Source organism: Kitasatospora sp. NPDC004289 (assembly GCF_053602875.1).
Genome location: NZ_JBSGEL010000029.1, coordinates 61630 through 74260 on the forward strand (window position 1 = coordinate 61630; position 12631 = coordinate 74260).

Annotated in this window: 11 protein-coding genes; 5 read left to right on the top strand and 6 right to left on the bottom strand. The window is 74.4% G+C overall.

Features of this window, described 5'->3' with window-relative positions:
• The first annotated feature begins 57 nt into the window (after positions 1-57).
• The 5 genes from ACWEPF_RS20850 to ACWEPF_RS20870 all read left to right on the top strand — a co-directional run bounded on the left by ACWEPF_RS20850 (position 58) and on the right by ACWEPF_RS20870 (position 4701).
• Positions 58-573, top strand: coding sequence for a Jag family protein (locus tag ACWEPF_RS20850; protein ID WP_345290528.1), 516 nt, complete (start codon positions 58-60; stop codon positions 571-573).
• 216 nt (positions 574-789) lie between these two features.
• Positions 790-1581, top strand: coding sequence for a 16S rRNA (guanine(527)-N(7))-methyltransferase RsmG (gene rsmG / locus ACWEPF_RS20855; protein ID WP_452173698.1), 792 nt, complete (start codon positions 790-792; stop codon positions 1579-1581).
• Between the two features lie 152 nt (positions 1582-1733).
• Entirely contained in the window at positions 1734-2819 is a 1086-nt protein-coding gene (locus ACWEPF_RS20860) for a ParA family protein (RefSeq protein ID WP_452173699.1), read from the top strand.
• Entirely contained in the window at positions 2816-3919 is a 1104-nt protein-coding gene (locus ACWEPF_RS20865) for a ParB/RepB/Spo0J family partition protein (RefSeq protein WP_345290525.1), read from the top strand. Before ACWEPF_RS20860 ends, ACWEPF_RS20865 begins: the two co-directional genes overlap by 4 nt.
• A 146-nt stretch (positions 3920-4065) precedes the next feature.
• Positions 4066-4701 carry a GNAT family N-acetyltransferase gene (locus ACWEPF_RS20870; RefSeq protein WP_345290524.1) on the top strand — a complete coding sequence of 212 codons (636 nt, stop codon included), beginning with the start codon at positions 4066-4068 and terminating at the stop codon, positions 4699-4701.
• Positions 4702-4829: 128 nt separating this feature from the next.
• Here ACWEPF_RS20870 and trxA read toward each other — a convergent pair whose 3' ends face one another.
• The 6 genes from trxA to murJ all read right to left on the bottom strand — a co-directional run bounded on the left by trxA (position 4830) and on the right by murJ (position 12608).
• Positions 4830-5156, bottom strand: coding sequence for a thioredoxin (gene trxA, locus ACWEPF_RS20875; protein ID WP_345290523.1), 327 nt, complete (start codon positions 5154-5156; stop codon positions 4830-4832).
• Positions 5157-5221: 65 nt separating this feature from the next.
• Positions 5222-6190 (bottom strand): thioredoxin-disulfide reductase, encoded by a 969-nt coding sequence (trxB, locus tag ACWEPF_RS20880; RefSeq protein ID WP_345290522.1) that lies wholly within the window; start codon positions 6188-6190, stop codon positions 5222-5224.
• A gap of 208 nt (positions 6191-6398) precedes the next feature.
• Positions 6399-7286: a zf-HC2 domain-containing protein gene (locus tag ACWEPF_RS20885; protein WP_452173700.1), complete on the bottom strand. Its 888-nt coding sequence runs from the start codon at positions 7284-7286 to the stop codon at positions 6399-6401.
• Entirely contained in the window at positions 7283-8008 is a 726-nt protein-coding gene (gene sigM, locus ACWEPF_RS20890) for an RNA polymerase sigma factor SigM (RefSeq protein ID WP_452173718.1), read from the bottom strand. The genes ACWEPF_RS20885 and sigM overlap by 4 nt, the downstream gene beginning before the upstream one ends.
• On the bottom strand, positions 8005-9981 hold the full coding sequence (locus ACWEPF_RS20895; protein ID WP_452173701.1) for a protein kinase family protein: 1977 nt from the start codon (positions 9979-9981) through the stop codon (positions 8005-8007). The genes sigM and ACWEPF_RS20895 overlap by 4 nt, the downstream gene beginning before the upstream one ends.
• Before the next feature lie 221 nt (positions 9982-10202).
• The gene (gene murJ / locus ACWEPF_RS20900; protein ID WP_452173702.1) at positions 10203-12608 is read right to left on the bottom strand and encodes a murein biosynthesis integral membrane protein MurJ; all 2406 of its coding nucleotides are present in this window, start codon (positions 12606-12608) and stop codon (positions 10203-10205) included.
• Between the last annotated feature and the right edge of the window lie 23 nt (positions 12609-12631).

Consider the following 12631-nt stretch of genomic DNA (forward strand, 5'->3'; position numbering starts at 1 on the left):
CCCCCTGAACTTCGTTCTCGGCCCCACCCGAGGGCCCATTCCCGAAGGAGTCCACCAGTGACGGAAGGCACCACCTCCGCCGCCGAGTCCTCGACCGACACCCTGGTCTCGCGCCTGGAGCAGGAGGGCGACATCGCGGCCGACTACCTGGAGGGTCTGCTCGACATCGCCGACCTCGACGGTGACATCGACATGGACGTCGAGGGCGACCGCGCCCTGGTCTCCATCGTCAGCGAAGGCAACGACCGCTCGCTGAGCCGGCTGGTCGGCCAGGACGGCGAGGTGCTGGAGGCGCTCCAGGAGCTGACCCGGCTGGCGGTGCACCGCGAGACCGGCGAGCGCAGCCGCCTCATGCTGGACATCGCGGGCTTCCGGGCGCGCAAGCGCGCGGAGCTGGCGGAGCTGGGGGCCGAGGCGGCCGAGAAGGCGAAGTCGACGGGCGAGCAGGTGAAGCTCCGTCCGATGACGCCGTTCGAGCGCAAGGTGGTGCACGACGCGGTGGCGGCGGCCGGCCTGAGCAGCGAGTCGGAGGGCGAGGAGCCCCAGCGCTGCGTGGTCGTGCTGCCGCGCTGACCGCGGCGCGCAGCTGGTCCGGTCCGACGACCCCGTCCGCCTCGTGCGGGCGGGGTCGTCGTCGCTGGGAGCGGCTGAGCGGCGGAGCGGGCGAGCGGCGGACTGGCCGAGCGGCTGAGCGAGTGTCAGAAGGGTGCTGTTTCACGTGAAACGGCGCCCTCGTGACAGAGTGTCCGGTAGCGCGGGTGAGTGGAGACGGTGAGCGGAGAGGCTGAGATGGACACGGACGGCGTGGCGACCGAGGGCACCCCGGAGGAGAACGGTCCGCAGGGACCGGGCGAGGCTCCGGCGGTGGCGCAGCAGATCTTCGGGGACCGGCTCCCGGTGGCCGTGCGCTACACCGAGCTGCTGGCCACCGCGGGCGTGCAGCGCGGACTGATCGGTCCGCGCGAGGTGCCCCGGCTTTGGGACCGCCACGTGCTGAACTGCGCGGTGCTGGCCGAGCTGCTGGCGCCCGGCGCCTCGCTCTGCGACGTCGGCTCGGGGGCCGGGCTGCCCGGCATCCCGGTGGCGATGGCCCGCCCGGACGTCTCGGTGACCCTGCTGGAGCCGCTGCTGCGGCGGACCACCTTCCTGGAGGAGGTGGTCCGCGAGCTGGGGCTGACCAATGTCACGGTGCTGCGCGGCCGGGCCGAGGAGATGGTCGGCAAGCTGGCGGTGGACGTGGTGACCGCCCGGGCGGTGGCGCCGATGGACCGGCTGGCCGGCTGGGGGCTGCCGCTGCTGCGTCCGTACGGACAGATGCTCGCGCTCAAGGGCGACACCGCGGAGCAGGAGCTGGCCGACTCGCGGTCGGCGCTGACCAAGCTCGGTGCGGTGAAGTGGTCGGTCATCGCGGTCGGCGAGGGCACCCTGGAGACCTCGACCCGGGTGGTCCGGGTGGAGGCGGGGGAGAGCCCGGGTGGCGTCAAGGCGGCCACCCGGCGGGCCAAGGCGGCCCGGGCCGGGCGCGGTGCCCGGGCCGGCGAGTCCGGTGGCCGGAGCGGCGGAGCGCGTCGCCGGCGCTGACACGGGGCCGGGGCGGGCCGGGGTTCGCCCAGTGTTCACTTCCGCGGAGCGGGTACCCGATTGGGTGCCCGCTCCGTCGCGTTCGGGGGGCGCACGGGGGCACGGGGCCGGGAGTCGGAGTGTCGCACCGTCAGATTTCCGACATTGCGGGCATGGTGTTTCACGTGAAACGTCGCTCACTGCTTTCCGGAATCCTCGGCCGCAGCCGGGCGGTGACTGTTGCCGCTCCGGTTTCACGTGAAACACTGACCCCCATGCAGGAGTCGGAGACCATCGATCACGTCGATGACACGCCCATCGCACGGGCCGCCATGGCTGCGGTGGAGGCCGCCGGACGGGCCGGCGAAGGACTGCCCCGCCCGGACACCACCCGCGTGATCGTGGTGGCCAACCAGAAGGGCGGCGTCGGCAAGACCACCACCACCGTGAACATGGCCGCCGGGCTGGCCATGCACGGGCTGCGGGTCCTGGTGGTCGACCTCGACCCGCAGGGGAACGCGTCCACCGCGCTGGGCATCGACCACCACGCCGAGGTGCCGTCGATCTACGACGTGCTGGTCGAGGGCAAGCCGCTGGCCGACGTGGTGCAGCCGGTCCGGGACGTGGAGGGGCTGTTCTGCGTGCCCGCCACCATCGACCTGGCCGGCGCGGAGATCGAGCTGGTCTCGCTGGTGGCCCGGGAGAGCCGGCTGCAGCGGGCGATCGCCGCCTACGAGCAGCCGCTGGACTACATCCTGATCGACTGTCCGCCCTCGCTCGGGCTGCTGACGGTCAACGCCCTGGTGGCCGGTCAGGAGGTGCTGATCCCGATCCAGTGCGAGTACTACGCGCTGGAGGGACTCGGCCAGCTGCTCCGGAACGTCGAGCTGGTCCGGGCGCACCTGAACCAGGCGCTGCACGTCTCCACCATCCTGCTCACCATGTACGACGCCCGGACCAGACTGGCCGCCCAGGTGGCCGAGGAGGTCCGGACGCACTTCGCCCAGGAGGTGCTGAGCACGGCGATCCCGCGCTCGGTCCGCATCTCCGAGGCGCCCAGCTACGGACAGACCGTGCTGACCTACGACCCGGGTTCCACCGGGGCGCTCTCCTACCTGGAGGCGGCACGCGAACTCGCCCTGCGCTCGGCGGGGCCGGCGGTGGCCGGGCAGCAGTCCGGCGCCGCCCTGGGCCAGCAGCGCACCGGCGCGCCGGCCCCGATGGCACAGCACGGCAGCACGATGGAGGACAACCGGTGAGTGGTGGGCGCAGGGGCTTGGGACGCGGGCTCGGAGCACTGATCCCGGCGGCGACGCCGGCGGCGGCTCCGGCCGTGGCGGCCGGTACCGGTGTCCCGGAGCGGTCGGCCGGGGCGCTCTCGCCGAGCGCGCTGCCGGCCCTGCCCACCGACCGGGGCACGGTGGCCGCCAAGGTCGCGGCCGAGCTGGCCCGGGACGCCGCCGTGCCCGCGGGCCGGAGCGCGCTGGAGGACGAGCTCACCGCGCTGGCCCCGGTGGACGGTGCCCGGTTCGCCGAGCTGCCGCTGGACTCGATCACGCCGAACCCGCGCCAGCCGCGCGAGGTCTTCGACGAGGACAAGCTGGCCGAGCTGGTCGCCTCCATCAAGGAGGTGGGCCTGCTCCAGCCGGTGGTGGTCCGTCAGACCGCGGTCGGCCGCTTCGAACTGATCATGGGTGAGCGGCGCTGGCGCGCCTCCCGGGAGGCCGGACTCGACGTCATCCCGGCCATCGTCCGGGCCACCGACGACGACAAGCTGCTGCTCGACGCGCTGCTGGAGAACCTCCACCGGGCCGAGCTGAACCCGCTGGAGGAGGCGGCCGCCTACGACCAGCTGCTGCGGGACTTCTCCTGCACCCACGACGAGCTGGCCGACCGGATCGGCCGGTCACGCTCGCACGTCTCCAACACCCTGCGGCTGCTCAAGCTCTCGCCCACGGTCCAGCGCCGGGTCGCCGCCGGGGTGCTGACGGCGGGTCACGCCCGGGCGCTGCTCGGCGTGCTGGACGCCGAGGCGCAGGACCAGCTGGCCCGCAGGATCATCGCGGAGGGGCTCTCGGTGCGCACCACCGAGGAGATCGTCGCGGTGATGGACCAGGACCAGAAGCCGCAGCGGGCGGCGCGGCCGCAGGCCGGCAAGCTGATCTCGCCCGCCTTCAACGACCTCTCGGCGCGGCTCTCGGACCGCTTCGAGACCCGGGTCAAGGTCGAGGTCTCGCAGCGGAACGGTCGGCTCGGCAAGGGCAAGGTGGTGCTGGAGTTCGCCTCGGTGGAGGACCTGAACCGGATCCTGGACAGCCTGGCCCCGGGCGAGGAGGGGCTCCGCCTCTCCGGCGGCTGACCCTCCCGGCCTCCGGGCGGAGACGGCGACGCGGGTGCATGTTTCACGTGAAACATGCACCCGCCGCCGTTTCGGGTGAGAGTGTTCCGGTGGGCTGACGGACCGTCGGGAGCGTGCCGGCGGGGGAGCGCTGAGGAGGCGTGGGCGTGGGGCGAAGGATCGTTCCGTTGACGCTGGACAATCTGGCGGACCTTCCGCTGCCCTGCCGCTCCTGCGTGTTCTGGGAGCTGGACCCGGTGAGTGGCAGGGCGGCCGAGGACGGCGGCAAGCCGGAGCTGGAGAAGGAGGGCTGGATCTCCGCGGTGCTGCTGGAGTGGGGCTCCTGTGGCCGGGTGGTCTACGTGGACGAGCGCCCGGTCGGCCACGTGCTCTACGCGCCGCCCGCGTACGTGCCGCGCTCGGCCTCCTTCCCGACCAGTCCGGTCTCGCCGGACGCCGTTCAGCTGATGGTCAGTCGGCTGCTGCCGGGCTACCAGCGGCAGGGGATCGGGCGGGTGCTGGTGCAGACCGTGGTGAAGGACGTGGTGGCCCGGGGCTTCAAGGCGGTCGAGGCCTTCGGCGCGGCCGGCCGGGACGTGCCCAGCTGCCTGCTGCCGGCCGACCACCTGAGGGCGGTCGGCTTCAAGACCGTCCGGCCGCACCACCGGTACCCGCGGCTGCGGCTGGAGGCGCGCTCCGCGCTCTCCTGGAAGGGCGACGTGGAGACCGCGCTGGAGCGGCTGCTCGGGGGCGCGCGGGCACGGGGCGGCCCGCGCAAGGAGCCCGCGCTGCGGCCGTTCTGACGGTCCTGCCGGACGGTCCGGGCGGACGGTCCAGGCGAACGGTCCGGGTGAACGGTCCGGGCGGACGGACGGCGAAGGGCCTCCCGGTGGGTACCGGGAGGCCCTTCGCCGTCAGGGCGTGGTGAGCCCTAGAGGTACTCGGCCAGCTCGCGGAGCAGCGCGGCCTTCGGGCGGGCGCCGGTGATGCTCTTCACCAGCTCGCCGTTCTGGTAGACGTTCAGCGTCGGGATGGAGATCACGCCGTACTGGGCGGCGGTGCCCTGGTTGGCGTCCACGTCCAGCTTGGCCACGGTGAGCTTCTCACCGTGCTCGGTGGCGATCTCCTCGAGGATCGGGGCGACCTGGCGGCACGGGCCGCACCAGGTGGCCCAGAAGTCGACCAGGACGGGCTTGTCGCTCTTCAGGACCTCGGCGTCGAAGGTCGCGTCGGTCACGTTGATGGTGGCGCCGGCCACGGGAACTCCTCAGGGTCAGAACGGGGGTGTGCTGGTGAGAACAACGCGCTGCGCTGTTCTGTTTCTCAGACCGCGACGGCGGCGGTGGCCTGGGCGGCCTCGTGGTCCAGGGCGGCCAGGTAGCGCTCGGCGTCCAGCGCGGCGGCGCAGCCGGTGCCGGAGGCGGTGATGGCCTGGCGGTAGGTGTGGTCCACCACGTCACCGGCGCCGAAGACGCCGGGGATGTTGGTCCGGGTGGAGGGGGCCTCGACCTTGAGGTAACCCTCGGCGTCCAGCTCCAGCTGGCCCTTGAACAGCTCGGTGCGCGGGTCGTGGCCGATCGCGATGAACAGGCCGGTGACCGGGAGCTCGCGCAGCTCGCCGGTGGTGGTGTCGCGCAGCGTCAGGTGGCTCAGCTTCGGGTCGCCGTGGATCTCCTCGACCGCGCTGTCCCACGCGAAGGTGATCTTCGGGTCGGCGAAGGCGCGCTCCTGCATCGCCTTGGAGGCGCGCAGGCTGTCGCGGCGGTGCACCACGGTGACCGACTTGGCGAAGCGGGAGAGGAAGGTCGCCTCCTCCAGGGCGGTGTCGCCGCCGCCGACCACTGCGATGTCCTGGTCGCGGAAGAAGAAGCCGTCGCAGGTCGCGCACCAGGAGACGCCGCGACCGGAGAGCTTGTCCTCGTTCGGCAGGTTGAGCTTGCGGTGCTGCGAGCCGGTGGTGACGATCACCGCGCGGGCCCGGTGCACGGTGCCCTCGGAGTCGGTGACGGTCTTGATCTCACCGGTGAGGTCGACCGCGACGATGTCGTCCGGGATCAGCTCGGCGCCGAAGCGCTCGGCCTGGGCCCGCATGTTGTCCATCAGCTCGGGGCCCATGATGCCGTCCCGGAAGCCGGGGAAGTTCTCGACCTCGGTGGTGTTCATCAGCGCACCGCCGGCCGTCACCGCGCCCTCGAAGACCAAGGGCTTGAGGGAGGCACGGGCGGTGTAGAGCGCAGCGGTGTACCCGGCGGGGCCGGAACCGATGATGATCACGTTACGGACGTCGCTCACTGCTTCTCCTGGTTCGCATCGCGGCCCCGCGCTGTGCGGGAGGGCGGTCCTGCCCCGCCGCCGGGGACAACGACTGACCAGTCTCCCTCATTCCCGCTCCCTGCCGTGACAGGCGCCCGGAGTGTGGGCGGTCCGGTGGGACAACGTCACCTGGGCGCGCGTTCTCCGGCGGACGGGAGCCCCGGGGCCGTCGGCCGTCCGGGGCCCGTCAGCGGGCCGGGACGGTGCGGTGCAGCAGGGTGCGGCAGTCGGGGGTGACCAGGTAGGTGTCGTAGCGGTCGGGGCCGAGCGGGAAGACCAGCGCCGTCACCCGCTCCGGCCCGTACCGGCCGGCGGTCCGGGCGAGCGGCTGCCCGGCGGGGAGGCCGGGGCAGGAGGGCTGCGCGGTGGCCCCGGTGGCGGTCTCGGCGCCGGTACCGCTCCCGGAGGCCTCGGGGCTCCCGCCGCCGGGGGAGGAGGGGAGCAGGCCGCCGTCGCCGGCGCCCGGGACCTCGGGGGGCCGGCTGGAGGGCGAGCCCTTCCCGCCGGCGATCGCGGGGGCCCCGGTGCCGACCAGCTGCCGCACCTGTGCGGCCAGCCCCTCGTCGGTGAACAGCGGACCGGAGCCGTCGGGCCCGATCGCCGCGGTGTCCGCCTTCGCGGCGCCGGAGGAGGCGGTCACGGTGCCGCCGTCCGTCGGCAGGCTCCGGAGCAGCGCGCCGGCCAGGCCGGTCCCGAGCACCGCCAGGACGGCGCCGACCAGCACCCGGCGGGGCAGCCGCGGTCGCCGCGGTGACCGGGGCCGCTGCCGGGTGCGGGCCCGGGCGTCCGACCGGCCGGACGGGAGCACCACCGGGGCGGCCGCCTCGGCGGCCAGCGCGGCGTCGAGCCGCCCGGCCACCTCGGGGGGCAGCTCCTCGGCGGGCAGGGAGCCCAGCAGCTCGCGCACCTCGTCCAGGGCGGCGAGGGTGTCGGTGCACTCCGGGCAGCCGGCCAGGTGGGCCCGGAGCTCCGCGGCCGGGGCGGGGTCGGTGAGGCCCTCGGCCAGGTCGGCCAGCAGGTCGACGTCGGGGTGGTCGGTGCCGGACCAGGGCTCGGTGGGGGAGGAGTGGTTCATCGCGGGGTCACGTCTCCTCTCATGGCCTGGCCGGGGCCCGGCTGCTCTGGGACGGGCGGGGCGGCGTTCCGGTTCCCGTCGGCCGTTTCACGTGAAACAGCGGCGCCGGGGGCGGGCTCGGTTTCACGTGAAACCGAGCGCAGGTGCCGCACCAGCGGCAGCAGCCTGGCCCGGCCGCGGGCGCAGCGGCTCTTCACCGTGCCGACCGGGACGCCCAGCACCTCGGCCGCCTCGGCCACCCCGTAGCCCTGCATGTCGACCAGCACCAGTGCGGCCCGCTGGTCCGGCGGCAGGGCGGCCAGCGCGGCGGTCACCTCCCGCCGGAGCTCGGCCCGGACCACCACCGCCTCGGTGGCCTCGGCGCTGCCCAGCAGGCGGTCCAGGCGGTGCTCCTCCTGGTCCAGCGGGGTGGCCGGGCGGCTGGCGGAGCGGCGGGCCCGGTCCAGGCAGGCGTTGACCACGATCCGGTGCAGCCAGGTGGTGACGGCCGAGCGGCCCTCGAAGGTGTGGGCGGCCCGGAAGGCCGACACCAGGGCGTCCTGGAGGGCGTCGGCGGCCTCCTCGCGGTCGCCCAGGGTGCGCAGCGCGACCGCCCAGAGGCGGTCGCGGTGGCGGCGGACCAGTACGCCGAAGGCGTCCGGGTCGCCGGCCGCGTGCCGTGCCAGCAGGGTGGCGTCGGGGAGCTCCTCCTCCGTCACCGCCACCCCCTCTCCGTCCGTCAGCCGGTGACCTTCACCTCGGCGATCCGGCCGCGGTACCGGCCGTCCGCCCCATCCTTGGGGATGCTGGTGAGCCAGAGCAAGAGGTAACGGGTGGTCAGCGGCTGGCCGGGCTTGAGCTCCACCTGGGGGCCCTGCTGGGTGGCCACCGGGCTGCCGAAGGAGGTCAGGCCGTTCCTGTCCACGCGCGGTGCGGAGGCGGTGCCCTTGGGCTGCGCGTAGAGCTCCATCTTGCTGCTGCCGCCGGCGAACTGGACCTCGACGGAGCTCACCTGCTGCTCGCTGCCGAGGTCGACCAGCAGGCCGGTGCCGGCCTTGTAGGCCCCGCCCAGGTCATCCTCGTAGCCCGAGGTGGACCAGTTGGTGGCCGGGTCGCCGTCGAAGGACCTGGGCACCTCACTGGTGTGCTCCGGGCCGGTGCCGAGCGGGTTGAAGTCGGAGACGCCGGCGATGGTGAGGGGCTTGCCGGGCGGGGCGGCCGGGTTGCCGGTCGCGGTCGGGCCGGTGGTCGTGCCCTTGTCGTGCACCTCGGTCCCGGACCGGTCGTTGTAGTAGCTGACGAGCTGCCAGGAGGCCACCCCGATGACGGCCAGCGCGACCACCGAGGCGGTCAGCCGGACCAGCCGCCGCAGGCGCGGGCGGCGGGGGCGGGGCTGCGGCGCCTCGTGCGGCAGCGGGTGCGGGTGCGGGGCGGTGTGGGCGGGGGAGTTCTGGGGGGCGTGCTGCTGGGCCCGGCCGTGCGGCTGCTGGGGCCGGTGCGGGCGGGGCGGCAGCGGCGGCGGCGCGAACGACGGTGCGGGCTGCTCGGGCTGACGGACCTTCGGCATCAGCGCGATCGCCTTGGCCAGCTCCTCCGGCGTGGTGATCGGGTCCAGGTGGTGCGGCGGGTGCTCGCACAGCGCCCGGGCGGCCAGCTCGGAGAGGCCCTTGTGGACGCCCGCCTTGACCTGCTCCGGCGGGGCGCAGTCCAGCCCCTTCGGCACGCCCTGGAGGTCGTAGCGGTCCTCGGGGTAGGGCCAACGGTGCGTCAGGGCGGCGAACAGCAGCGCCCCGATGGCCCGGGTGTCGGTCCGGGAGGCGTCCTCGTCCGGGAGCCCGCGCAGCGCGGCGTCCACCGCGATGCCGTTGATCCGGTACTGGCCGCTGTCGGTGCGCAGCACGCACCTCGGGGTGAGCCGCAGGTGCGCCTGGCCGCGGCGGTGCGCGGCCGCGATGGCGTCGGTGACCTGACGGACCATCTGGTAGGCCTCGTAGGGCTCCATCGGGCCCTCGGCGAGCAGCTGGGCCAGGTCGGAGGCGCCGGGCAGCCACTCCCGGACGACGTAGACGTGGTCGCCGTCCTGGACCGCGTCGAGCACCTGGACGAAGCGCGGATCGCCGAGCAGCGCGGCCGACTTGGCGGCGGCCAGCACCCCGCGGGCCCGCTGGTGGCCGGCCGAGAGCAGGTGCACGCCGACCGGACGGCGGAGCTTCTCGTCCACCGCCCGCCAACTGCTGAAGTGCTCGGACTGGGTGATGCACTCCTCCAGCCGGTACCGGTCGGCGATCCGGTCGCCGCTGTGCCGGACCGGGGCGGGGCGGAGCAGCGGCAGTTCGCCGGTGGGCTGGTCGATGGTGGCGGCCAGCTCCTCGGGGGTGGCCGCAGGCGGGTCGGTGGCCCGCACCGCCGCGCGGGCGGCCTCGGCGGCCGCCCGGGCGGGGTGCGGGGCCGCGCCCCGGGACGCGCCCGCCGGGACGTCGTCGTCGGCGTCCCCGTCCGGGGCGTCGTCCCCGTCGGGCAGGTCGGTGCGCTCCGACAGCGGTGGCCGGTCGGCGAGTTCGGCGGCGAGTTCGGCGGTGGAGAGCGGTGCGGTGGCCTCGGCCGCCCGCTCCCTCGTGCCGTCGGCGCGCAGGTCGGAGACGCCCCCGAGAGCGGTGGCCACCGCCGTGTCGTCAGCCGTGGACGTGTCGACTACCGCCTTGGTGCCATCAGCCACCGTTGTCCTGCCTCCCCTTGCGTCGCCCCGGGCTCCGGAAAGTCGGCCGTCGTCCCGGCCCCGGAGGGCGGCGGCGTGCCAGGACAATTGTGCCCACTCTTCCTCCCCTGCTACGACCGCTGGGCGAACCGACCGGTTGCGTTCCGGCCGTGTCGGGCCGGAGTTCACCGCTCGGTGGGTTGCGCCGTCGCCGGGAGGACCCCGGCCCGGCTGACGGTGGGTCAGCGTCCCAGCCTGCTGCGCACCATACCGATCATCGCGTTGAGCTCCTCGATCCGCATCCGACGGGCGATCAGACCGAAGACGGCCAGTTGCAGCCCGCCGGCCACCACCAGGGTGACCACCGAGCCCGGCCAGTCGCCGAGCACGCCGGTGAGCGCGTCGTTCAGCAGCAGTCCGGTGCCGGCGCCGACCGCGGCCGCGGGCACCGAGGCGATCGCCAGCCGGACGTAGGTCTTGGCGATCCGTCCGGTGTCCAGCCCGCCGATCCGGGCCTTCAGCTTGGGCACCGCCACCGCCACGCCGACGGCGTAGGCCAGCCCGTAGCCGAGGGCCATCCCGGTGACCGCCCACTGCGAGGGCAGGAGGTACCAGCAGAGCACCGCGAAGGCGGCCTGGCAGCCCGCCACCCAGACGGTGTTGGCGAACGGCGTGCGGGTGTCCTCGTAGGCGTAGAAGCCGCGCAGCAGCACGTACTGGACCGAGTAGGGGATCAGCCCCAGGGCGAAGGCGGAGAGCATGTAGCCGATCGCGGTGGTGCCGTGGGCGACCGCGCCGCCGTTGCCGAAGCCGTAGATCGCGCTGCCGATCACCGGGCCGAGGGCGAGGAAGAGGAAGGCGGCCGGCACGATCGCCACCGCGGAGGTGCGCAGCCCGTAGGAGAGGTCGTCGCGGACCGCCCCGGCGTCGCCGTCGGCGGCCGAACGGGAGAGCCGGGGGAGCACCGCGCTCATCACCGAGACGGTGATCACGGCCATCGGCAGCTGCCAGATCAGCAGCGCGTTGGAGTACGCGGCCAGGCCGACGCCCAGGTGTCCGGTGGCCTCGGCGGCCGAGCCGGCGGCGGTGGCCAGCTGGGTGATCACCAGGTACCCGGCCTGGTTGGCCAGGACGAACAGGAAGGTCCACTTGGCCAGCCGGGCGGCCTTGCCCAGGCCGTGGCCGCGCCAGTCGAAGCGCGGCCGGAAGCGGAACTCGGCGGCCCGCAGGTAGGGCACCATCGCCAGGGCCTGGACGGCCAGGCCGAGCAGGGTGCCGATGCCGAGCAGCCGGATGCCCTCGGGAGCGATGGTCCCCGGGGTCACCTCGCTGTGCTGGAAGGTGCCGTAGACCCAGATGTACATCCCGAAGGTGGCGATCACCACGACGTTGTTGAGGACCGGGGTCCACATCATCGCGCCGAACCGGCCCCGGGCGTTGAGGATCTGACCCATCACCACGTGGATGCCCATGAAGAAGATGGTGGGCAGGCAGTACCGGGCCAGTGCCACGGTGGTGTCCGCGCTGGCCGGGTCCTTCATCAGCGAGTGCGAGATCAGCTGCACCAGCAGCGGGGCGCCGAGCACGGCCAGGAAGGTCACCCCGGCCAGGCCGACCATCACCACGGTGAGCAGCCGGTTGGCGTAGGCGGTGCCGCCGTCCTCGTCGTTCTTCATCGCCCGGACCAGCTGCGGGACGAAGACCGCGTTGAGCGCGCCGCCGCCGATCAGGATGTAGAGCAGGGTCGGCAGGGTGTTGGCCGCGTTGTACGAGTCGCCCATGGTGCCGACGCCGATCGCGGCGGCGATCACCATGGTGCGCAGGAAGCCGGTGCCCCGGGAGACCAGGGTGCCGGCCGCCATCAGGGCACTGGAGTTGACCAGGCTGGCCACCTTGCCGCCGGCCGCCGGCCTGGCGGGGGCGGCCGCGGCGGGCTGCTCGGCCGCCACCGGGGGCGTGAGGGGGGTGGCCGGCGGGCCGATGGCCTCCGCCTCGGAGAGCGGCGGGTCGAACTCGATCGGCGGGACGTAGGGCTCCTCGCCGTCCGGGCCGCTGCCGCCGTCCCTGCCGGGCGCGGCGGCCGCCGTGGTCGCGGGGGTGCCCGCCGTCGTCGCTCCGGCGGTACCGCCGCCGGCGGCCGCGAGCAGGCCGTCCACGCCGACGTACTCGGCGGTCGGGTCGGCCGGGTCGGCGGCGGGGGCGGCCGGGGCAGACGGGGCGGCGGGGTCCGTGAGCGGTTCGGCGGCCAGCGAGGCCCAGCGCGGCGCGGGGGCGGTCAGGCCGGTCTCGGCCGGCCGCTGCCCGGACGGCTGGAGCAGCCGGAGGGTCTGCGGGTCGTCCGCGGCGGCGAGGGGGTGCAGGGGGTGGGCCGGGAGCGGCGGGTCGGCGTCGGTGGACGGTCCGGTGGCGGCGGCCTCGGTCCCGGCGGGTTCCTCGGGGGCCGGGTGCTGCGGCGGGACGGCGGCCGCCGGGGTGCGGGTCCCGTACGGGTCCGGACCGGGCTCGGTCGGGTACGGGTCCACCGCGTAGGGGTCCTGGGCGTAGGTGTCCGTCAGGTACCAGTCGGCGGGCTGCGCCGCCGGGCCGTCCTGCCCCGCGGCGCGTCCCTGCTCACGGCCCTGTGCTCGGTCCTCGCGCGGCCCGCTCATGCCACCTCATCGCTGGTCGGGTA

Coding starts and splice junctions, on each gene's coding strand:
- rsmG (WP_452173698.1), top strand. CDS start 790: ATGGACACGGACGGCGTGGCGACCGAGGGCACCCCGGAGGAGAACGGT.
- ACWEPF_RS20860 (WP_452173699.1), top strand. CDS start 1,734: ATGGTGTTTCACGTGAAACGTCGCTCACTGCTTTCCGGAATCCTCGGC.
- murJ (WP_452173702.1), bottom strand. CDS start 12,608: ATGAGCGGGCCGCGCGAGGACCGAGCACAGGGCCGTGAGCAGGGACGC.
- ACWEPF_RS20885 (WP_452173700.1), bottom strand. CDS start 7,286: ATGAACCACTCCTCCCCCACCGAGCCCTGGTCCGGCACCGACCACCCC.